Source organism: Methanoculleus frigidifontis, from assembly GCF_030464345.1.
In the GTDB taxonomy this organism is placed as follows: Archaea; Halobacteriota; Methanomicrobia; order Methanomicrobiales; family Methanoculleaceae; genus Methanoculleus_A; species Methanoculleus_A frigidifontis.
Map to the genome: position 1 here is coordinate 314,128 of NZ_VCYH01000001.1, position 19,809 is coordinate 333,936.

General features: G+C 60.9%; 20 protein-coding genes. 12 read left to right on the plus strand and 8 right to left on the minus strand.

The window, feature by feature from the left end:
* The first annotated feature begins 15 nt into the window (after positions 1-15).
* The 11 genes from FGU65_RS01565 to FGU65_RS01615 all read left to right on the plus strand — a co-directional run bounded on the left by FGU65_RS01565 (position 16) and on the right by FGU65_RS01615 (position 10,837).
* The gene (locus FGU65_RS01565; RefSeq protein ID WP_301662639.1) at positions 16-519 is read left to right on the plus strand and encodes a hypothetical protein; all 504 of its coding nucleotides are present in this window, start codon (positions 16-18) and stop codon (positions 517-519) included.
* Between the two features lie 513 nt (positions 520-1,032).
* Positions 1,033-1,542 carry a restriction endonuclease subunit S domain-containing protein gene (locus FGU65_RS01570; RefSeq protein ID WP_301662640.1) on the plus strand — a complete coding sequence of 170 codons (510 nt, stop codon included), beginning with the start codon at positions 1,033-1,035 and terminating at the stop codon, positions 1,540-1,542.
* Entirely contained in the window at positions 1,542-2,819 is a 1,278-nt protein-coding gene (locus FGU65_RS01575; protein WP_301662641.1) for an N-6 DNA methylase, read from the plus strand. The genes FGU65_RS01570 and FGU65_RS01575 overlap by 1 nt, the downstream gene beginning before the upstream one ends.
* Before the next feature lie 180 nt (positions 2,820-2,999).
* The gene (locus tag FGU65_RS01580; RefSeq protein WP_301662642.1) at positions 3,000-3,968 is read left to right on the plus strand and encodes a hypothetical protein; all 969 of its coding nucleotides are present in this window, start codon (positions 3,000-3,002) and stop codon (positions 3,966-3,968) included.
* A gap of 17 nt (positions 3,969-3,985) precedes the next feature.
* Positions 3,986-4,915 carry a hypothetical protein gene (locus FGU65_RS01585; protein WP_301662643.1) on the plus strand — a complete coding sequence of 310 codons (930 nt, stop codon included), beginning with the start codon at positions 3,986-3,988 and terminating at the stop codon, positions 4,913-4,915.
* Positions 4,912-6,555 carry a hypothetical protein gene (locus tag FGU65_RS01590; protein ID WP_301662644.1) on the plus strand — a complete coding sequence of 548 codons (1,644 nt, stop codon included), beginning with the start codon at positions 4,912-4,914 and terminating at the stop codon, positions 6,553-6,555. Before FGU65_RS01585 ends, FGU65_RS01590 begins: the two co-directional genes overlap by 4 nt.
* A complete protein-coding gene (locus tag FGU65_RS01595; protein ID WP_301662645.1) occupies positions 6,549-7,265 on the plus strand; it encodes a hypothetical protein in 717 nt (238 codons plus the stop codon). The genes FGU65_RS01590 and FGU65_RS01595 overlap by 7 nt, the downstream gene beginning before the upstream one ends.
* 6 nt (positions 7,266-7,271) lie before the next feature.
* Entirely contained in the window at positions 7,272-7,820 is a 549-nt protein-coding gene (locus FGU65_RS01600; RefSeq protein WP_301662646.1) for a CHAT domain-containing protein, read from the plus strand.
* A 459-nt stretch (positions 7,821-8,279) separates the two neighbouring features.
* On the plus strand, positions 8,280-9,299 hold the full coding sequence (locus FGU65_RS01605) for an exonuclease/endonuclease/phosphatase family protein (protein WP_301662647.1): 1,020 nt from the start codon (positions 8,280-8,282) through the stop codon (positions 9,297-9,299).
* A gap of 219 nt (positions 9,300-9,518) precedes the next feature.
* Entirely contained in the window at positions 9,519-10,058 is a 540-nt protein-coding gene (locus tag FGU65_RS01610) for a hypothetical protein (RefSeq protein ID WP_301662648.1), read from the plus strand.
* A gap of 50 nt (positions 10,059-10,108) precedes the next feature.
* Entirely contained in the window at positions 10,109-10,837 is a 729-nt protein-coding gene (locus tag FGU65_RS01615) for a hypothetical protein (RefSeq protein ID WP_301662649.1), read from the plus strand.
* 378 nt (positions 10,838-11,215) lie between these two features.
* Here FGU65_RS01615 and FGU65_RS01620 read toward each other — a convergent pair whose 3' ends face one another.
* The 5 genes from FGU65_RS01620 to FGU65_RS01640 all read right to left on the minus strand — a co-directional run bounded on the left by FGU65_RS01620 (position 11,216) and on the right by FGU65_RS01640 (position 15,854).
* Positions 11,216-13,717 (minus strand): SMP-30/gluconolactonase/LRE family protein, encoded by a 2,502-nt coding sequence (locus FGU65_RS01620; RefSeq protein WP_301662650.1) that lies wholly within the window; start codon positions 13,715-13,717, stop codon positions 11,216-11,218.
* 440 nt (positions 13,718-14,157) lie between these two features.
* Positions 14,158-15,120 carry an ArdC family protein gene (locus FGU65_RS01625; protein WP_301662651.1) on the minus strand — a complete coding sequence of 321 codons (963 nt, stop codon included), beginning with the start codon at positions 15,118-15,120 and terminating at the stop codon, positions 14,158-14,160.
* Between the two features lie 3 nt (positions 15,121-15,123).
* Positions 15,124-15,273: a hypothetical protein gene (locus FGU65_RS01630; RefSeq protein ID WP_301662652.1), complete on the minus strand. Its 150-nt coding sequence runs from the start codon at positions 15,271-15,273 to the stop codon at positions 15,124-15,126.
* The gene (locus FGU65_RS01635) at positions 15,273-15,590 is read right to left on the minus strand and encodes a hypothetical protein (RefSeq protein WP_301662653.1); all 318 of its coding nucleotides are present in this window, start codon (positions 15,588-15,590) and stop codon (positions 15,273-15,275) included. Before FGU65_RS01635 ends, FGU65_RS01630 begins: the two co-directional genes overlap by 1 nt.
* Positions 15,591-15,854, minus strand: a complete 264-nt coding sequence (locus FGU65_RS01640) for a hypothetical protein (protein ID WP_301662654.1) — start codon at positions 15,852-15,854, stop codon at positions 15,591-15,593. It lies immediately after the preceding gene.
* Between the two features lie 134 nt (positions 15,855-15,988).
* Here FGU65_RS01640 and FGU65_RS01645 point away from each other — a divergent pair, with 134 nt between their 5' ends.
* The gene (locus FGU65_RS01645; protein ID WP_301662655.1) at positions 15,989-16,171 is read left to right on the plus strand and encodes a helix-turn-helix domain-containing protein; all 183 of its coding nucleotides are present in this window, start codon (positions 15,989-15,991) and stop codon (positions 16,169-16,171) included.
* A gap of 355 nt (positions 16,172-16,526) precedes the next feature.
* On the opposite strand, the gene FGU65_RS01650 is transcribed toward FGU65_RS01645, so the two are convergent.
* From FGU65_RS01650 to FGU65_RS01660, 3 genes are all read right to left on the minus strand, one after another.
* Positions 16,527-17,405, minus strand: coding sequence for an AAA family ATPase (locus FGU65_RS01650; protein WP_301662656.1), 879 nt, complete (start codon positions 17,403-17,405; stop codon positions 16,527-16,529).
* A 171-nt stretch (positions 17,406-17,576) separates the two neighbouring features.
* On the minus strand, positions 17,577-17,858 hold the full coding sequence (locus FGU65_RS01655) for a hypothetical protein (protein WP_301662657.1): 282 nt from the start codon (positions 17,856-17,858) through the stop codon (positions 17,577-17,579).
* A 480-nt stretch (positions 17,859-18,338) separates the two neighbouring features.
* Positions 18,339-19,508, minus strand: coding sequence for a tyrosine-type recombinase/integrase (locus FGU65_RS01660; RefSeq protein WP_301662658.1), 1,170 nt, complete (start codon positions 19,506-19,508; stop codon positions 18,339-18,341).
* Positions 19,509-19,809: the final 301 nt, after the last annotated feature.

The following is a 19,809-nucleotide window of genomic DNA, read 5'->3' on the forward strand; positions in this document are numbered from 1 at the left end:
GGCAGGAGCAGACCAATGGCAGACTTTGTCGAGACCAACAACACCAAGACGGCGGTCCGGGAGCTCACCGCTCCGATCGCCGACATCAGCACCTTCGACGCACTCATCGCGTCGGTGCTGAACGACAACCCCTTCGGGTGCGTGGACTACGTCGAGGGCGGCGTCACGTATGACGGCGTCAGCCGGAACCGCGAGTCCTACACCGCGAAGGTGATCTACGAGGACATCGCGGCCAAGACCGTCGGCCGGATCTCCGCACGGGCGCCGAGCGTCGCCGCGTTCGGTTCCGCGGCAACCGAGCTGATGGGCAACGCCGCACTCGAGACCGCGATGGGTGGGGACGCCGTCCGCGACGCCGAGGGCGACACCTACTCGTGCCAGCTCAAGTGCCACGACCCGTCCGGGGAGATCTACTACGTCACGTTCTCCCGTGATGCGGTCCGGATCACGAGCTACCAGAGCGACACCATCCGCACCACGGTCGAGACCTGGGCGGACAGTGTGCCGACCCTGGCGTGAGGGAGGGGATACCCCTCTCTTTCCGTCCTGGACGAAGGGCAATTTGGCGTTCTTTTTCGATTTTAATGAAGGTTTCAGAGGCTGGATTTCGGCGTTGAAATTGGCCGCCGTATGTCGCTCCGATTGCCGTAAAAAGGCAGGATCGGAAGGCCAGATTGGCCGTATGAGCGAGGGTAATTTTTGAAGGGTGTTTGGTATGGCCGGCCCTGAGATCGGCTGTCTGTGGGCTTCTGTGAGGGTCGTTTCTTCGCCAGATCCGGCAGGAATTGCTGATATTTAAGGATTGCTTAACCGAAACAGCAGTTGCGAGCATGCACGGTGCTCCCAAACACATCTGCAAGCCGGGATAATTGTAACTTGTATACAAGTATGAAATGCTTTATATACTCCTATGCCAAAGGAGAATGTGGTGAGCCGAGCGTGAAAGAGAGTATGTCGTTTGAGAAGATGTGGCTGGGACGCCCCCGAAAAGGTATTCGGATTCGTCCCAGCGAGAATACTGGCGGAGAGGAGGTGCCGCGGCGCCTGATCCGGATCGGCGACCTGAGCACCGACCCGATCGGCCTGATCACCACGGACGTCCGGGAAGCGGAGCCGGAGAAAACCCGGAGGTCCAGGGATCCGGTCGTCGCCGCCGGCGACCTCGTCATCATCACGGCCGGCTCGACATCCCGGTGCGCCGTCGCCGACGAGCGGGCAGAAGGCTGTGTCATCAGCCAGAATCTCGTGGCGGTGACGCTGCAGCCCGGATACTCGCCCTACTACGTCTGCTGGTACCTCAACTCGCCCTACGGGCAGCAGCAGTTCGCCCAGCGGTCGACCGGCTCCGTGGTGACGCGGTCGATCTCGCTTAAAGGCCTCGAAGAGCTGGAGATAGCGTTGCCGCCGCCGGAGATGCGGGACGAGGTCTATGCACTCTTCCGGAGCTTCTACGAGCACGAGCGCACACTCGCCGAGGAGCGTGATGCCCGGACCCGCGTCCTGAACGAGATCGTCCGGAGATCCGAGGAGGGATCGCTGTAATGGTTCCCGGAATGTCTGAAGAGAGCAGATTCGTCACGAAGGTCCTGCACGACCTGCGGCGGGAGAACTTCTCCGGAGAAGCCGCGGCACGGTGCTGCCTCTCTCTCCTCGCCGTTGTGAAGACGAAAGACTGGAGCCGGGTGAAGCGGGCCTCCCGGGAGGGGGACGCAGAGCAGGTGGCGGACGCGGTGCGGCAGGCTGCCGGGACGGCGGCCGAGGCCGACGTACTCGCCGGACTGAACCCGGAGACTCTCCGGAAACTCGTCTCCGTCTTCGACAAGATCGCGAAGTGGGAGATGCAGGCGATCCGGACGATCGCGGAGCTCTTCGCCGGGCGTGCGGCCGAGGGCTACCAGACCCCGGCGCCCGTCGCAGGGCTCATCGCGGAGATCGCCCGACCGGCGGAGGGGGCGACCCTCTTCGACCCCGCGGCCCGGACGGGTCTTGTCCTGGTCAGGAGCGCACTCCGCGCCGGCGAAGCGTCGGTACGCGTTGTCGGGTGGTCGTTCCCGGACGGTATCGCCGATCCGGAACCCTGGAGGGTCGCGAGGCTTCTCCTCCTGGTGTCCGGGATCCGGGACGCCGAGGTCGGCCCGGCTCCTCTGCTGGACGAATACCACACGGCCGCCGCCCCTCCTGCAGACGTGGTCGTCAGCGATCTTATCCAGGTGCCGGCACGCAACCTCCGCACCGAGTGGGCGCCAAAGGTGCAGGGTCTCCTCGCGAACCTCACGTGGAGCCGTCGCCTTGTGGTGCTCGTGCCGAGCAACTCTCTGGCGAAGGCCGCAGACCTCCGGGAATCTCTCGTGGACTCGGGCGCCCTCGCGGCGGTGATACGCCTGCCGTCCGGCCAGTTCCCGCGACTCCTCCACGACGTCGACCTCCTCGCCCTTCGGAAAGAAGGCGGCCGGGATGCAGACGGAGCGGTGCTCTTCGTCGACATGGCGGCGTACCTCGCGGCGGACGCATCGCGGAGCCTCGATTCCAGGATCTCGCGGATGGTGGGCGACATCGTCGAAGCGTTTCAGAGCGGGAGCGACGCCTGGAAGGATGAGCCGGTCGCCCGGTTCGCCCGCGCCGTCCCCCTCTCCGAGATCCGGGAACGGCAGCGCACCGGCACCGGCTCCGAACTGGAGGTCACCCTGTATGTCCCCCCGGTGGTCGAGCCGGTCGACCTGCAGGCCGAACTTGAACGGCTCCGGGCGATAGGCAGAGAACGGCAGATGATCGAAGCGGATCTGGAACGGAGGATCGAGGCGGTCCTGAGCAGGATCTGAGTCGAACCACGCTCCTGCAAGGACTGACTTTGCAGGCGCTTCGGTGAGGTGACGCGGAGCATGTATTGCATTCGGATACCGGAGGGTGGGTCTCCGCCCGGACTGGAGAGCAGGTCGAACAGAACCGCTGCGGAGGAGCACGCTCCTCTTCGGCGGCATGAGGTTGTAGAAGGTAGAAATATGACAGACAATGCACGAGTTGTTGCAGAATTTCCGTACGAGGCGTTCCGGCGGAGCCTGGGCGCGTTTCTGAAGATCGATACCGATTATTTCGTCTCCGTCAGGCTCGACGCCGGGCTTGAGGAGAAACAGGGCCTGCGACCGCTGGCGATGATCTCGCATCCGGTCGGGGGCGGCCACGAGGTATTCCTGGCGTCCCCCCTCTGCCCGGCGCCTGATGGAAACGAGATCCCCCTGGAGGAAACGGTCTATCACGTCCCTCTCTCCCATATGGGCCGATGCCTCTGCAAGAGCGCAGAAACCGTAAAGGTGTGGATCCGGGGCGGCGAAGCGCCGCAGGTCGGGGTGTCCGTCGACGACGCCGGCCCGGCCTGGGAGTACGCCCACGCCGGGTTCGGGGGATGGGCACCCCACACCGACCCCGGACGCGGGTACGACGATGGATACCTGCGCGACCGCATCGTGACGGAGATCTCCCCTGCGGCGCTGCAGGACTTTCTCAAAGCCGTCTATACGCTCGGGCACACGGAAGAGATCTTTGTCCTGCGCCGCCCTGCCTGGGTACGGGATGGGGGCGGCCGGCCTGCCCGGGCGCTCCTCTTCACCGTCCCGGCGAGCGGGACGAGTTTCCTCGGACTGACGGCACCCTACGCAGGCAATCCGTCGCCGGCGTACGACGTCAACGGTGTCGAGGTGATCCGCGTCCCGTGTGTACTGGCCGTGCTGATTGCGGACTCCAGCCTCCCGTTGCGCATCGGGTTCAGCTCGTCGGAAGGCGTCTACGTCCGGGTCGATCACGACAGGGGAACCTTCCGGGAGTGCCTGCGGTACTTCCGGCGATATCCGTATCGCGACAGCCTGCCTCCGCTCGACAGGGTGGGAGAGGCGATACTTGACTTCATGCTCCAGAAAGAGGAGATTTTCGGCAGGTTCGACGCCGCCGCGGCGCGATACCTGCCGAAAGAGTAGCATTTGAGGTGAACACCATGGAAAACATCGACATCATTACCGAAGGATCCGTCTCCGTACCGAATATTTACCACTACCGCGGCGTCGCCTGCACTGCCGTCGCCGTCCCCTTCCTCGTCCCGGGGGAGGGGGACCGGCGCGAGCGGGTGTACCACCGCTACGAGTGTGCCAGAGGCTTCTGTCACGCCGTCGTCTGTTGGGCGCCGGGATCGGGCGGGCTGCCCTCCCCGCACCTGGAGGCGTTCGACGACGAGGACGCCCTCTTTGCGGCGTACCCCTGCCTCCGCGACCGGGTCCGCGAGATGGCCGCCGGCACCGGCTGGCTGCTCCGGCCCTACCGCGTCGCCCGCGACATCTTCCAGCGCTGGCGGGACGAGGCTCCGGCGGCAGTCGACATCATGCCGATCGAGCTTCCGGAGAAGTGTTGCTTCCTGATCCGGCTGCGCGGCTGGATGAGCAAACCGCTCTACAGCCAGGTGACGCTCCCGGTCGGACTGCTCGAGTTCCGGCAGGGCGAGGCAGGGGCGGCCGCCACGCTGCGGGCCGCCGGCACCGTCAACGGCCTCGCCGCCCTGTACCCGGACATCCGGCCGTATCTGGATCACGGGCTGCAGCACTCCCTCACCGCCCGCCTCGAGCAGAAGCGGATGCTCCTTGCGAACTTCGGCGGTGACCGCCGCCCCGACGAGCCTCTGGTGACCGTGCTCCCGCTGCAGGGCGGCGGCCGCCCATACCTCCTGGTCCGGCGCCGTTTTGTGCGCCCAATCGGGTCCGGCAGGGACTGCTTCACCCTGCTGGCCTGGACGGGCGAGGCCGAGAAAGCGGAGAGCGTCTGCGCCGAGTATGCGACGCTCGGTGACGTCGTCCGGGAGCACCCCGACCTCGAGGCGCCGCTGGTGAACTACTACCAGGACGTCGTGCCGACTGCAGGGGGCGGGGCAGAATGAATCTCGATCCTGCACCCGGCAGAGAGCCCCGCTTCGCCGGCCCCCTCGGCTACGTCCTCCGGTCCGCCTGCTGCGGCGGCACCCGGGTGGATATCATTCCGTTTGTGGCCGACGAGCCGGCGGACGCGATCCAGCCCGTTCTGAACGAGCGGATCTACACCCGGGTCCGGCCGGAAGGAGCCGACCTGCACGCCGTCGTGGGCTGGCGGTGGGACGAATCGGCGGGCGGGATCGCGCCGGACATGACGGTGTACGCTGACCGGGAGGATACACTGTCGGCGCACCCGGCGCTCCGTGAGCGTGCCCGGGCTTTCGAGAGCGCCGAGGTCAGGAAATTTCCCGTGCGCAGCCAGGATGAGCGGAGGTGGAGTATCCACGGTGCAGTCTACGAGCTCCCGCCCTACCACTCAACTCCAGGGCTCTTCCTCACCGGGTTCGGGGAGGAGATGCCGTCCGTGAGGGTCACGCCTCTGGAGATGGGCGGCTGCTCCCTTCTCTTCGAGCGTCACGGATATCGATTTCTTAAGAAAGGAACCTTCCTGCACGCGAGTGCCCGGCACCGCCCATTGCGCCCGGGGCTGCTCGAGATCCGGCCGGAGGGCTCCGGTTTTGCGCTTGTCATGCACCCGGGCAGCGATCCGCGGAACGGGGCGGTCCGGTTCGATGGGTTCCCCCACTTCAGCGAGTGTCTCGGGTACGCACAGGAGGTCGCTGCCGCGGAAAGTACGCGGAGCCGCCCGTGGATCTTGCCGGTGAGGCGCGCTACCGTCGGGAAGACTCCCGGAAAGACCCCGTCCGGCCTGCAGGTCTACACCCTGCAGTACCTCCGGGGTGGGGTGACCGCCGACATCGTCCCCTTCTTCACGGATGGGGATACCCCCGAACGGGTCTACGTGCGGTTCGCCTCCCGGGCCGCCGAGAGCCACGCCGTCGCGGAGTGGGTGCGGGAGGACACCTGGGGGCGGCGGTTCGTCATCACGCCGTTCGATGACCGGGAGTCGCTCTCCGCCGCGTACCCCGTCCTCCGGGAGGCAGTTGAAGCCGCCGGGGCGCAGGAAACCTGGCGGCTGCCGCCGTTCCACCCGATACAGGACGTCTTCCAGCAGTGGCGCTGCAGGAACAGGCCGAGGGTCACGGTCGCGCCTGCGGAGAGGGGCAGTGTCTGTTCCGTCGCGTTTGAGTCGCGGATGCCCTGGGAAGGGAACATGCCCAGGGTCATAGGCGCGGCCGGCACGGACGGCGTGACGTTGATCCTCCCCGGGGAACATCCCGGTCTTGCGGCCGACCTGGAGTATGGCAGGGGTCTCTTCCGAAACGCGGGCACCGTGCAGTGGCAGGATGTGGTTCCCGGAAGCTTCGGCGCAACGCCCAGGCGGTCCAACGGGGGGCTGCAGACGCTCCCCATGCGGGACGAGGACGGTCAGGAGTCGCTCCTCATCCAGCGGGGAGCAGACCAGTCCGCCTTCACCCTCATCACCTGGCCGGAGGGGGAAGAGGCCGGCCCGGAGAACGCTTCCCGAGGGTATCTGGGGGTCGAGGATATCCTCCGTGCACACCCCGAACTCGAAGCATCGCTCATCTGCGCCAACCAGCGGCTCGTCATGGACTGCAGGCACGTCCGGACGGAGGGATCATGGTGAGGCGGCGTTTCCAGGAGGTCCCGCCGTCCGGTGAGGGCGAAGAGCCGGAGGTGTCCTTCACTACCGCCTGGTGCGGGATGGTGGACGAGAGGTTCGTCGTCGACGGCAGCACGGCGGAGGAAGAGGGGGTCCGGGCGCTCTACCCGGAGGTCTGCGCCGCCCTCGACCGGCAGAAGACGCGAATGACGCCGGACGCGGTCTTGGAGGCCGTAGAAGAGATCGTCCGGGGACTGCGCCTCTCCCCGGAGCGCCACGCCCAGGCCATCTACGCGGCGGAGTGGTACGCCGGGCTGGCGTTCCCCGGCTGCCTGGATCCCGGCGGGTTTCCGCGGCCGGGCCGGCGCACCTCCCGGCGGAACCAGATCATCGCGATGTTCCGCGGCGATTACGTGGAGGAGGTGCCGCAGGATCCGGCGTTCTTCGCCGTCTTCCCCTCCCCCGAAGAGGTCGAGTACGCCCTCCGGCTCTCCGTTCCGTCCGCTACAATGCACGATGTCTATGAGACCGTCTCCGAACTCTACAGGACCTTCGGTGCCGCCCCCGACTTCCCGACGCTGGTCGAGCGGCTGCGCCGGAACCCGGAGGTGCTCGGCGCCGGCTACGCTCCGGTCTGGTATGTCTGGAGAATGGTGACCGACCTGCACCTCCTCATCCGGGACAGGATGCAGGAGGTGCGCGACGCCGCCGGAGCGGGGCGGCCGGCGAGGTGATGAGCGATGGCGATGCTGATCCTCGAGTGCTGCACGAAGAAGGCGGACTACAACCGGGGACGCCGGGACGGCTATGTGCTCAACGAGTTCCTCAAGATGACCGACCACCCGGTCGACTACCATGAGATCACGCGGAAGTCCGATCTCCTGAACCTGCTCTCGGGCGGCGGCCCTGAGTACGAGCACGTCTACATCTCCTCGCACGGGGTCGTGGAGCAGAAGGGCGAGGCCTATCTCCAGCTCCTCCGGGCGCGGGTGTTCCCCGAGGAGTTCCCGGAAGGCTGCTTCGCGAGCGCCGAGCTCGTGGGACTCTCGGCCTGTTCGCTCGGGAAGGTCGCGTTCACCGACCGGTTCATGCAGCAGACCGGCGCACGGCTGGTCGTCGGCCCGAAGAAGGAGGTGTACTTCGTTGACAGCGCGATCTTCTTCTTAAACCTCTTCTACCTGGTGCACTCGCAGAACCGGGGGGTGAAGAGCGCCCTTACCCGCACGAGCGATTACCTGAAGGGCACCCGGGGGTTTTCGGGGGGGTTCACGGTGAGAAGCAGAGTGTGATTGGGGTTTCTATCACCAACCCCTTCATCTACAGGACGAAAGCATCGAGCGCTCATACTTCTGCACGGGTACCGAGCATCGTTGCACTTGACTCTGGCGGACACCGTGCCGACCCTGGCGTGAGGGAGGGAATGGCCCTCTCTTTCCGTCCTGAAATATAGGCAATTTAGCGTCCTTTTTCGATTTTCACGAAGGTTTCCGTGACCGGATCCAGGCGTTGGAATTAAACGACGTATTTCGCTCCGATTGCCGAGAAACGGCAGGATAATAAGGCCATATTGGCGATATGAGCAAGGGTAATTTTCGGAGGGTGTTTAGTATGGGTCGCCCCAAGATCGGCCGTCTGAGAGCTTCTGTGAGGGTGCTTTTTCCAGCGGATCCGGCCGGAATTGCTGGTATTTAAGGATTGCTTAACCAAACGCCCTGCATTTTTATCGTTGCACCACATAGTGTGAAACAATGACCAGACTTCCATTCTCCCGAGCGCTGCCCGTCTGTGCAGTGCTCATACTGTTCATCGCCTGCACCGCAGGGTGCACGGTCAACGTCTCGGTACCTGATGTCACGGTGCCGGATATCACGGTGCCCAGCCTCCCCGGCACACCGGAACCAACACCGACGCCGATCATCATCCCGACCCTGGAGGAGACCGCCACCCCGACGCCGACCGTGACCGTAGCCCCGCCGGCGGCGAATGGCACGATCCGGATCGGCGCCTTCAACATCCAGGTCTTCGGCGTCACGAAGGCCGGAAAGCCCGAGGTCATGGACGTGCTCGCCCAAATCATCCGGACCTACGATCTCGTCGCCGTCCAGGAGGTCCGCGACAGTTCCGGCACCGCCCTGCCGGCACTCCTCGAGGCCGTGAACGCCGACGGCTCGAACTACACCTACGTTGCGAGCGAGCGGCTCGGCCGGACGAGCAGCAAGGAGCAGTACGCCTACTTCTACGACCGGAGCACCGTCGAGCTGACGGCGCCCGGCGCGACCTACCCGGAGCCGGAGGGCACCGACCCGTTCCACCGCCAGCCGTTCATCGCTCCGTTCGCGGCGCGTGACGGAACCTTCGATGCGGTCTACATCGTCATCCACACTGACCCCGACGAGGCCACCGAGGAGATCGACGCCCTCGACGCCGTGGTGGAGTACGCCCGCGGGATCTACCCTGCAGAGCAGGACTTCATCGTCCTGGGCGACCTGAACGCCGACGGGTCGTACTTCGATGAGGACGGCGCCACGACGATGAGGGGTGAGGAATACACCTGGCTGATCACCAATGACTTCGACACCACCACGAAGAGCACGGATGTCACCTACGACCGGATCATCATCACCGACGGTGCCGGCACAGACTATGCAGGCGAGGCCGGGGTCTTCCGGTTCGACACGGTCTATGGGCTGAACCAGACAATGACGGAAGATGTCTCAGACCACTACCCGGTATACGCGGTCTTCTGGACGGGACGCGACGGGGATTGAAGAGATACTTTTTTTTTGGGGGGGGTTTCGGGTGTGCAGGATAGCGTTGTGAGGTGGCTAGAGGCAACCCTTGCGTGTAATCAAAAACGGAGCCTGTGCTACCGAATCGCCCTTAAGAACTCTGTCTATTGCCCCAAACATTACCAAATGTGCAACACGCACTATCAAAACCTGTGATCAAATCGACAACTCCATAAGGCAACATAATGATCCTCAAATATGTCGCTGTTAATACTCGAGTGTACTCCAGAGGAGGACAACTACCGAGAGGGATTGATCCTTGAGGAATTTTTGGGCATAACTGATCCAAAACTTACGGAGTTCGTTGAAATTCGAGATGATCAAGACTTGCTCGATGTTTTGGAGGATGAAAGGTATCTGGAAGATTTTGAGATAATCCACCTGAGTGGGCACGGTGTTGTTGAAGATGATATTGGAGCATTTCTGCTCCCCGATGGAGAAGAGATGTATCCCGAAGATTTTCCTGAGTTCTGTTTTGCAGGTAAGACCGTCTCACTATCTGCATGTCAACTTGGCAGGGTTCAGGCGTTCTGCGATCCGCTTGCTGATCAGACGGATGTCAAGAACATAATTGCGCCACAACGTGAGGTTGAATTTATCGATGCGGCAGTATGGTTTGTAAATTTCTACTACTTCTTGCTGATGCATCGGACGCGAGTTACCACGGCTTTCGATAAGACGCAGGATCATCTCGAAGGGAAGGTGCACGGCGCATTTCGACTCTGGCAATATGAGTGAGGTCGTCCATTTTCACAAGGTTTATATAAGCATCTACCCACTTGGCATTCATGGACGATGAGTACGGCGAAGAAAACCTCATAGAGGAGTGGGCTGAGGAAGAAGACGAGGCAGAAGTTCTGGAATTAACCGATGATAGGGGTATATTCAGTCAAACTGGGATATATAATGTCAATATCCAGAATATCCCCTGTCTGCTCTTGAATGTATTTGGTGCGAAAGACACTATATCCACGCCAAGAGTGGACGTGATACCATTCATTTTGCCATACTCTTTACGAGGTTATATGGGAGGGTCATACTGTCCTGAGCAGTTTTGCATTCGGTGCGAGTATCGTGGTCGTGTAAATTACTATCGGCTCGAGTGGTATCATGCTGAAGGACCCTATGGGATAAGGTTCTCCGGGCCATTCGAAATCTGGAGAAGTCATTGCTTAGACATTGACATGTTAAAGGGTGCGAAACTAATGTTTCAGAGAGATATCGAAAATGGATGGGTATCGGATATTTTTGACAGGAAAGATAATTCTGATAGGCAGAAAATTGGCCTTATCCCGATAGTCCTAGACCAGTCAAGTTACATCCTCTTCCAATGGAAATTTAAAGAACACACCCAGCATGCATGTACCCGGTATGTATTTGCAGAGGTCATCCCAGACAACGACAATCGCTGCTATCGGATACCATATAGATTTGGACTGTTCAAAGACATACTGAAGAGCAATCCCAACCTCAAAAAGTATTTTCAGAAGCACCCCGAACTGAAACCCAAACCATAATTGCTTTTCAATCTCGTGTCATCTGGCATTTTGCATTCGGGATCTGGCTGCCGTGAATTCCTGATCTATAATCAGACACTTAAGCAAAGAAAAAAGACCGACAAGCAGCGTTACTTCTGCTAGGCACCCAGCCATGAGCATGCCCGGCGCCAGCCGGTGATGTGAGTGGCGGTCACCAAGCAGCCGTCACGCTGCGAGGCCGCGCCGAGCGGGTGGGGGCGTCCGGTGCCCAGTACACCGGGAAGAACCAGGGCGATGTTCTGCAGCGACCACCGGGAGCAAAGAAGCTCGCCCGGCCTGGAAGCAGGCATCCCCGGGATTAAAAAATTTTGAACCGCGCTCTGACTGATACTATTGAAAATGAAGGATCTTGCCTAATCATCCCATAAGAGCGGCAAGTTCTCCCCCGTCGGTCATGAAGAGCCAATACCCCCTGCCCGGCTCCAGCAGACGGCCGTCGCTGCACAGACCGCTCCCTCCATTGACGATCGCAAGGTTGTACTCCTTGAGGCCGGCGTCCCAGCCGATCGCGTTGATCCATGCTGCCGCTACCGAGGAGAAAGCGTCGCGGGCCGAGACCGGGACAGTGCTTGAAAACCCGACGGCATTCCAACCCTGCGAGAGAGCCTTCGATGGCGGCGCTGTCATACTGCCGCCCGCAAACACCAGGCCGACGGATGTGCTGGCGTTTGCATAGATCCAGTAGCCGTCCAAAGGTTTGATCGCACTGCTGCCGTTCAGAGCGCTCCAGGATCGCGTTGCCGCGTCATACTGGAAGAACGAGTGCCCCGCTGTATCGATATCACCGAAGACCTGCGCTGCGGTGTTGTTCCCGTCGGCTAGTCTTTTCGGGACCGAGATGAAGTTCCAGCCGGGCAGGAGAGCAAGATCGCCCTGGAACGGAGTGGGCGTGGGTGTCGGGGTTACCGCCGGCGATTTGAGCAGGAAGGTCGCGTTCGTGGTTGTACCCGTCCGTACTGACCCAACTTCGAGGTTGTAGGTATCCGGCTGAAGGCGGAACAGGTCCAGCCTGAACTGCCAGGTATTGTTCGGCTTCCCCCACTGAACGAGCATCCCGCCGGAGAGCACGGTTGCATTATCCGGCCCGGTAACGGGATGCACAGTATACTGCAGTTCGTCGTTCGATGGGAGGTTGGTCGTTCCCGAGATTGTGATGGTACCGCTTGCTACCTGGTCGCCGATTGCGTCCACCCGAATCCAGGGAGCCTGCAGTTGAATGGATGCAACAGCGTACTGAGTCTCCGAGATATGGAGAGCATCCCTTGGCGCTGCCGCTGCGTACAGGATGTAGGTGCCTTCGTCCAGCACACCACCAGCTTTAGAGGTGTCCCATTTGTACTCCCAGGAATCGTCAGTCTCGACGCTAGTCTGCGCGAAGGTGGAGCCCTGCTGGTCGATAACAGCCACGGTCACATTATCCAGTCCGGCACCGCTAGTCGGGAGGCTCGGGCCGGTGAGGAAAAGGTAGGTAGTCGTGTTCTCAGTGTTGGTTCCGGAGAGCACGATCTCCTCGCCGGGGAAGTAGGTGCTGCTATTGCAGATATTCTGCGTGACCTGGCCTCGCTCGACTATTACATTAACATCGTCGGTGGTGTTGTCGACTGGGTCAACAACAGTGATTGTGAAGGTCTGGATTCCGGTGGCCGATGTAGTGTTGAGCTGGACATACCGGCGCCCAACTGTGTCGGTTCTAACGATCGCCTGGGTCTCGGTGAAGTTTGCCTTCCCGGTAACCGGAACATTCGCGAAGGTCACCCCAGGCTGACCCGGAGCGATCAGCGGGTATTCAAGATGCGTCAAATTCGCATCTCTGATATAGAGCCAATAATCCCTCTCCGACCTCCCAGAGATGGTGACGACGAAATTATTGCCGTGAACAAGACTGCCCTTGTTGGATCTGATCGATACGGGCGCTGGCGCCGTAGGAATCGGTGTCGGGGTTATCGTTGGTGTCGGGGGTTGAGACTCCCTAAAGACACAAACGCAGTGATTGTTTGCAGATGTTACATAGACAGTGTCCTCAGCACCAATCGCTACGGCCCAGTTAATGTAGATGTTATCAGCAGTGGATCGTGCAATCAGAGTGCCGTTTCTGTCGAACTTCAGAAGTGGCGAATACACTGTTGTTACATAGAATTTGCCATCGGTATCAACCGTGACTCCCATTGGGGAGTAAAACTCTTCCCCTAACACCCATTTGTCAAGGAACATTCCGGCGCTGTCAAACTTCTGGATTCTACCATTGCCATTGTCCACTACATAGACGTTGCCATCGGCATCAGCAGAGATCCCATAGGGATCATTGAACTCTCCATCGTAAGTACCGAGCGATCCCCATGCTGAAAGAAAGCCGCCAGAGCTGTTGAACTTCTGAACCCGGTCATTACCGGCATCAGCCACGTAGACGTTGCCAGCAGTATCCACAGCAAGGTCGTAGACGCTTTTCATCTGCCCCTCATCAGTGCCATACGATCCCCACTTCCCAAGAAATGTGCCATTGCTGTCAAAAATCTGGATGCGGGAGGATTCTGCTACGTAGACCTTGCCATCAGTAGCAACCGCTACCGCGCGCGGTTGTCGAAACTGCCCGTCTCCACTGCCTTCTGTACCCCATGCGGTCACAAAAGTGCCGTCCGACGTAAATTTCTGGATGCGGTCATTTTCGAAATCAGCAACATAGACTTGCCCATCACCGTCAACCGCGATGCCGTGAGGAGAGTTGAACCTTCCTTCATCGGTGCCGAGTGATCCCCATGTGGTAACGAGTTCATAGTCTACGATACCGGACGCGGATGCACTCTGGCAGGCAAGGACTGCAATCAAAACGAGAGCGAGGGCTATACAATATTTTCCTCTCATACCACTCCCTTCCAGACCTCCGGTTTAATTGTCCATCCGGTTGAGACACCGTATGGCGGCGCTATGCATTCCATACGCGATAATCCGGTTGCGCGACCATTAACCTTCCGATACGCAGTCAGATTGATCTACAGTCTCCTTAAAAGCAGAAAGGGATTTTAAGATGGAATTGATTCTGCCAATCGCGCTCGGAAATAATGCGCCTGAGTGAACTGCAGCCATCGGATTTATCATCCGCCCGCCGTTGCTCAAAGAGCCCACCTCCGCCCGCTCCCTCCGGTCGCTCCGCCCTCCTCCCGGGAGGAGGGCAGTCCTGGCGATAGCCCCTTGCCCCCGGGCGTAACAGCTGATACGCCGGGCGGGTGGGCGCAGGTGCGATCCGTCAGCCGCGAGCATGCCCGGCGGAGCCGGTGATGCGAGCGGCGGTCCCGGAGCAGCCGTCACGCTGCGAGGCCTCGCCGAGCGAGTGAGGGCGCCCGAGGCCCAGTACACCGGGAAGAACCAGGGCGATGTTCTGCAGCGACCGCAGGGAGCAAAGAAGCTCGCCCGGCCGCACCGCCCGAAAAAGGAAATTCCTCCTCCCCGCTCCCGGTGAGGAAGTCCGCCGCTTTCTGCGCATCCGCCGCGGCCCGGATCACGTCGGCTGCCGAGCCATCGCGGATGTGTCGGAGCCACCCGGCGATATAGGCCGCCTGGTTCTCGAGCACCGGCAGATCGGTGCCGGTCATCGCGCAGAGGAATGCGGCGCCCATCTCCGCCGTCAGCTCCTCGCGGCTGTACTGCTCGCTGCCGAACCGGATCGGCCCCGTGATCCCGGGCCGGTCGAGCCGGGAGGCGTGCCCGGTCCAGTGGGCGAGCTCGTGGAAGAAGGCCGCGTAGTACGCCTCGGCCGAGACGAACCGGTCGATCCCGGGCATCGCGATCGCGTCGCTCTTCGGGAGGTAAGCCGGCTCGCCCGCGACCATCCGGGGAGCGTTCCGGGCGATGACCTCTTCGCAGGAGGCGATCGGCTGCACCTCGCCGACGTCCTCCACGGCGATCCCGTCGCACTGCGCGAGGTTGAAGACCTTGTAGTAGCGCACCAGCGGCCGCTCCCGCTGCATGATCACCGCGACCTCGTCGCCGTTCTCGCTCACCGTCCGCCGGGTCTCGTCGAACGACCAGAAGACCACGATCCCGGACGCCTTCTCGCCCTTCCGGACGTGGCCGCCGAGGTGTTTGATCTGATTGTAGGTGCCCCACCAGAGATGGCCGGAGAGCAGGATCCGGTTGATCCCGCGGTAGGGCCGGCCGGTGGCCAGGTTCATCGGGGACATGCTCTGCCAGGTCTGCCGCCAGGGTACCGTGCCGGCAGCAAGGGAGGAGATGATCCGGTCCCGGACCACCTCGTAGACGGAGACCATCCGTCACGCCTCCCTGTGCCCGCACTCCGGGCAGATGTAGCCGGTGACCACCGTGTAGGAACACGGCGCACCCCAGTACTCTTCCCACTCGCGGCTCATCCGGCAGCACTCGTCCGGCACCTCAGCGCCGCAGTCGTCGCAGATCACCGACATCAGTACACCCCGCGGCGTGCGTCGTCCTCGGCCGCCCACCGGGCGCAGGCCTCGAGACCGTACTCTGCGACCAGGTCGCGGTACTGCTGCCGGATCGCCTCGGCCTGCCCGAAGAGATGCGCGGCGACGCGCTGATCGAGCGGTGAGCGCCCCGCGCCGATCTCCATCGCCCGCTCCTCGAGGGCGGCCAGGTGGCAGAGGTCGCGGTACGGGATCGCGTCGGTGAAAGAAAGGGGGCGCCCGGAAGGGTTAAGGGGCTGCCCGCCGATCTTCTCTGTGCAGGGGTTCGTGATGGCTGTAGGGGTCTGGCAGGACATTTACGCCACCTCGAACACTGCTGCTTTCTGTATTCTCTGCCCGGCGAGCTCAAGCAGCTGGGTTCTGATTACCGTGTACAGCTGCCCGGCTGTCATGTGCAGGTTCACCGCTTTTCCCGACGTGCTCGGCAGTGCATAGCCGACGGGCTTGCCGTCCGCACCGACGAGCATCGTATTATCGAACGAGAATCTTCCGATCCCGTCGATCTCTACCTGAAGGGCGCCGTCATGCAGCGCGAGCCTTCCTGCTTTGTGAAAGGACATCTCATGTTCCTCCACTCATATATTATACGCAAAAGTATTTATTTGTATCTATCTGTATCTATTTGTATATATTACAACAAATTTGCATACAAATGGATACGAATTTATACGGATGCCGCACCATACTATACTCTATGGCCATGCCGGTTGATGATGACGAACTGACCTTCTACACCACGGAAGAGGTGGCCGAGATCCTCCGCACCACGCCTCGAAACATTACCGCCTGGATCCGTGAAGGAAAACTGCACGCCGTGAAGGTGGGCAAGTTCTACCGGATCAGTGAGAAGGATCTGAAAGAATTTCTGAGAAAATAACGCCGAAAGGGTTGTGAGCCGCGCAGACGGGCGAGCTTCTTTGCTCCCTGCGGTCGCTGCAGAACATCGCCCTGCTCATTTTTGGTGTCCGGGCCCGCGGGCGCCCTCACTCGCTCGGCACGGCCTCGCAGCGTGGCGGCTGTTTTGTGACCGCCGCTCGCATCTCCGGCTCCGCCGGGCATGCTCGCGGCTGATGGATCGTGCCTGCGCCCTACCCACCCGGTGCATCGGCTGCAATCCCGGGACAAGGGGCTATCGCCATGACTGCCCTCCTCCCGGGAGGAGGGCGGAGCGACCGGAGGGAGCGGGCGGAGGTGGGATTCGTAGGAGAGCGAAAAAGAGATGCTTTTTCGGTTCACGCCGGCGCACGGATCACCCGCAGCCGGGGATCAATCACCGAACTCTCGCACGCCGTGCAAACATCCTCTGCGGTCACTCTTCTCCGGCCGTCCTGCTCTGCAAGCGTCGCCGCTCTCTGCAGCAGGTCGAGACCCACACGAATGTCGCCGTGTTCTCTCACCCGCTCCACGACCATCTCGAGCACCTTGACCGGGACTGCGCGGGGAGCGAGCCCCTGCCGCACCCGATCCCGGAGGATTCCGCGGATCTCTTTGACGTAGAGCGGCGGGAAGAAGATCTCGGTTGGGTGGAAGACCGAGAAGACAGAGCGATCCACGTCGGCGGCGAGATGGTACCTGAGATCGTTGACGATAGCGACCACGCCGATTTTGGTGCCGGGATAGCTCTCGTACATGCGCAGCAGCGTTGCCAGGGCAAGGTTGACCTCGCTCCTGCTGCCGATGCAGGCGATGTCGTCGAGGCAGACGACGAGCACGGCCTTGCGCTCCCGCATCATCTCGGCCACGGCGCGGGTAACGTCCCACTCCTCCATATCGTCTGCCGGCGGCCGGCCGGCCAGTCTCGCAAAGACCCGCGAGTGGATGGCATACAGCGTGCGGTCGATGCGGCAGTCGACGTAGACCGGGATGAAGCGATCGGTCATCTCTTCGATCTCGGCGAAGAGCGCCCGTACGCACGCGGTCTTTCCGGTTCCCGGCGGACCGCTGCAGATGACGTGACTCGGGGTTGCGCCGACCATGCCTGAGCGCAGGTTGAAAGCGAGCTGATCCATCATGGCCATGCGGCTGGGTGCCGGTTCGGGTACGTAGTCGGCGGCGAAGACGCTTCGATCCTGGAAGAGTGTCGGGGTCGTGGATGGTCGATTGGGCTCCATGCACTGACCGTCGGTCTCAGGGTTTATACATCCTGAGCGGATGCGGGGCGAAAGTGTGTGGCAGAAGGGCGGGAGAGGTTTTCTCACTGTTTGGGCAGCCGCGCTCGCGGTCAACCGTGGTGGTGCAGCAGGCTACAGAAGAAGTCCGAAACGGTGAAACCTCATCTTTTGTCATGTTGTGGGAGGGGCTGCTCGCGGCGAGGACTTTTCCCAGAGTCGCTCTGTTTCTCCGTCGACCACGGCTGGCGTCCGTACACCGGGGTGCTTTCCCGGTCCTGTCTCATTGGTGTCGCGGCTCCCGGCGTGGCTTCCTTTGGCCTTCCGGTCGCCCTTCCGCATTGCTTTCAGCGCCATGATGGTCGCCCGCTCAAGCGGCGAAAAGCACGGGAGAAGATCGTCCGGGGTGTCGATGAGATAAGACACCTTCTCCTCGAATGACAAGGCCTCCGTCACGATAGCACTCCCTGTGCTACATCGTTGAGATGGCTACGACTGTCGGCGTCTCTTCGGCTGTCGGGTGGTGGGTTTTGTTCTGGTACTTCCGGCGTCATTGGCACGTCTCCCGGAAGGGGAAACGTGGAGTGCGTGGCCAACTCCAGGGCGCTACACTTTCGCGCCGCTCCCTCGCAAGGGTTTATGGCACGCCAGCGTCAACAATCACCTGGAGTTTGCAATGCTCACTCCACTACGGGTGCGGTGGCCGCTCCAGGTTGGCGTCTGATCGGCCTCCCGCTATCCCTTCCTGTGAAACTCGTTTTTCGGTTTTGATTGCTATTCGCACACGCTATACGCTAGCATGAACATCGACGCCGGCATGTATAAAGCACAGCCGCGCTTGGTGAATTTGCGGCAGTCAGTTCCCGTTATTTCCCAGGCGACGCTGATGCGGAACGCGGCGTTTTTGCAATAAAGTCATCCAAAAAAGGAGTTGTATCAGTCTTTCCCCTGCAATGACACTTCTAGCATTGCTTCTTCGAATATCTGGTGGAAGTTCGGCTTCTTCATCATCACTGCAAGCACTTCCGGGATATATTGACTCTTCTCATCCACTTCCACTGCCAACTTTGGATCCAGGATCAGCGAACACGACTTACAGCGCCTTGAGCCGGCGGCGTTCAGCTCCTTGCACCGGGGACACTTGATCGCCTGCATTGCGGTTGGCCGTTTCTCCTCTTCCTCTACAATGACCCCTTCCGCCTTGAGGATTTTCTTCTCCACATCGGCGCCGGAGAGGTGGACGTACACCTCTGGCATGTTCGAGGACTTGCTCCAGCCGGCGACGATCCGGAGCTCCATCTCTGAGAGTCCCTCCCGGGCCAGGTCGGTGAGCCGGGCATGACGGATGGCGTGTGGGTTGGTCGGCTTCTGTATCCCTGCCTGCTTCCCGAGCCGGGAGAGGAGATTGTTCACGGTCCGGCCTGCGAGCCGCCGGGGCTTTCCTCCGGTAAACGATCGCGAGGTGACGAAGAGCGGCGCCTGGGCATCAGTGCCGAAGGGATGCTGATCGAGCCATGTCTGCAGGTCGGGAACGGATGAGATGAGCCGAAGTTTCCGCTTCCCGGTCTTGTCTTCGACAATGCACACCCCGCCGTAGCGGTCGAAGGAGATGTGCCCCACATTGAGATCGAGGACTCCGGTGATCCGTGCCCCCGAATCCCACAGCAGCGCAATGAGCGCCCGGTCTCGCTGCCGTTCGGCACATGCGATCAATGCCTGGATGTCTTCCCGGGTGAGAAGCTGCTCTACCGGCAGATCGCGTTTCTTCCGAGACTTCTTGATGTTCTTCAGAAGTTCTTTCGCACGGTCTGTTCCGATGAGCCACTTGTAGAAGACCCGGAACTCGATCACGTCGCCGTCGATGGTCGCCGACGACAGTCTATCCATGCGATCCAGGAAGTAGTCCTCGATTGCCTCTGCAGGCACTTCGTCGGCCTTCACACCTGCCCACTTTAGGAATGGTGCGAGTCGTCTCACCTTGTTGGTGATGGTTGTCGGGGCTACCCTCCGGAGTTCGCAGTGACGTACGTATTTCTTCAGGATCTCGGTGTTCTCGGGTGGGTCGAGCACCGGGATCGTCGATGAGTCGAACCGGGGCTTCTGCATACTGATTGATAGGACCGAGAGACGATAAAGTTACTGAAACCTATTGCCATAATATGGGAATTGATTCAGGGCCTATTCTCGTAGGAGTTCGCCGGTTCGAATCCGGTCCCTCGCATGTTTCGTTTTTGGGAAATAATCAGTTGTAATTCCGATTTTAAATTTTGAAAGCTGCCCTTCTCTGATTATTAACATACAAGCCTATCTTCTGGTAGAGTTGGTTAAAGTCCCGTTCTGTTTTATTAGATCCCGGATAGGGGGTCCCTACGCTTTGGAGGATAAACATTTCGAAAAGTTCCCTCGG

Coding starts and splice junctions, on each gene's coding strand:
- FGU65_RS01585 (WP_301662643.1), top strand. CDS start 3,986: ATGGAAAACATCGACATCATTACCGAAGGATCCGTCTCCGTACCGAAT.
- FGU65_RS01605 (WP_301662647.1), top strand. CDS start 8,280: ATGACCAGACTTCCATTCTCCCGAGCGCTGCCCGTCTGTGCAGTGCTC.
- FGU65_RS01595 (WP_301662645.1), top strand. CDS start 6,549: ATGGTGAGGCGGCGTTTCCAGGAGGTCCCGCCGTCCGGTGAGGGCGAA.
- FGU65_RS01610 (WP_301662648.1), top strand. CDS start 9,519: ATGTCGCTGTTAATACTCGAGTGTACTCCAGAGGAGGACAACTACCGA.
- FGU65_RS01590 (WP_301662644.1), top strand. CDS start 4,912: ATGAATCTCGATCCTGCACCCGGCAGAGAGCCCCGCTTCGCCGGCCCC.
- FGU65_RS01565 (WP_301662639.1), top strand. CDS start 16: ATGGCAGACTTTGTCGAGACCAACAACACCAAGACGGCGGTCCGGGAG.
- FGU65_RS01620 (WP_301662650.1), bottom strand. CDS start 13,717: ATGAGAGGAAAATATTGTATAGCCCTCGCTCTCGTTTTGATTGCAGTC.
- FGU65_RS01600 (WP_301662646.1), top strand. CDS start 7,272: ATGGCGATGCTGATCCTCGAGTGCTGCACGAAGAAGGCGGACTACAAC.
- FGU65_RS01635 (WP_301662653.1), bottom strand. CDS start 15,590: ATGTCCTGCCAGACCCCTACAGCCATCACGAACCCCTGCACAGAGAAG.
- FGU65_RS01650 (WP_301662656.1), bottom strand. CDS start 17,405: ATGGAGCCCAATCGACCATCCACGACCCCGACACTCTTCCAGGATCGA.
- FGU65_RS01580 (WP_301662642.1), top strand. CDS start 3,000: ATGACAGACAATGCACGAGTTGTTGCAGAATTTCCGTACGAGGCGTTC.
- FGU65_RS01645 (WP_301662655.1), top strand. CDS start 15,989: ATGGCCATGCCGGTTGATGATGACGAACTGACCTTCTACACCACGGAA.
- FGU65_RS01625 (WP_301662651.1), bottom strand. CDS start 15,120: ATGGTCTCCGTCTACGAGGTGGTCCGGGACCGGATCATCTCCTCCCTT.
- FGU65_RS01630 (WP_301662652.1), bottom strand. CDS start 15,273: ATGTCGGTGATCTGCGACGACTGCGGCGCTGAGGTGCCGGACGAGTGC.
- FGU65_RS01575 (WP_301662641.1), top strand. CDS start 1,542: ATGGTTCCCGGAATGTCTGAAGAGAGCAGATTCGTCACGAAGGTCCTG.
- FGU65_RS01640 (WP_301662654.1), bottom strand. CDS start 15,854: ATGTCCTTTCACAAAGCAGGAAGGCTCGCGCTGCATGACGGCGCCCTT.
- FGU65_RS01615 (WP_301662649.1), top strand. CDS start 10,109: ATGGACGATGAGTACGGCGAAGAAAACCTCATAGAGGAGTGGGCTGAG.
- FGU65_RS01660 (WP_301662658.1), bottom strand. CDS start 19,508: ATGCAGAAGCCCCGGTTCGACTCATCGACGATCCCGGTGCTCGACCCA.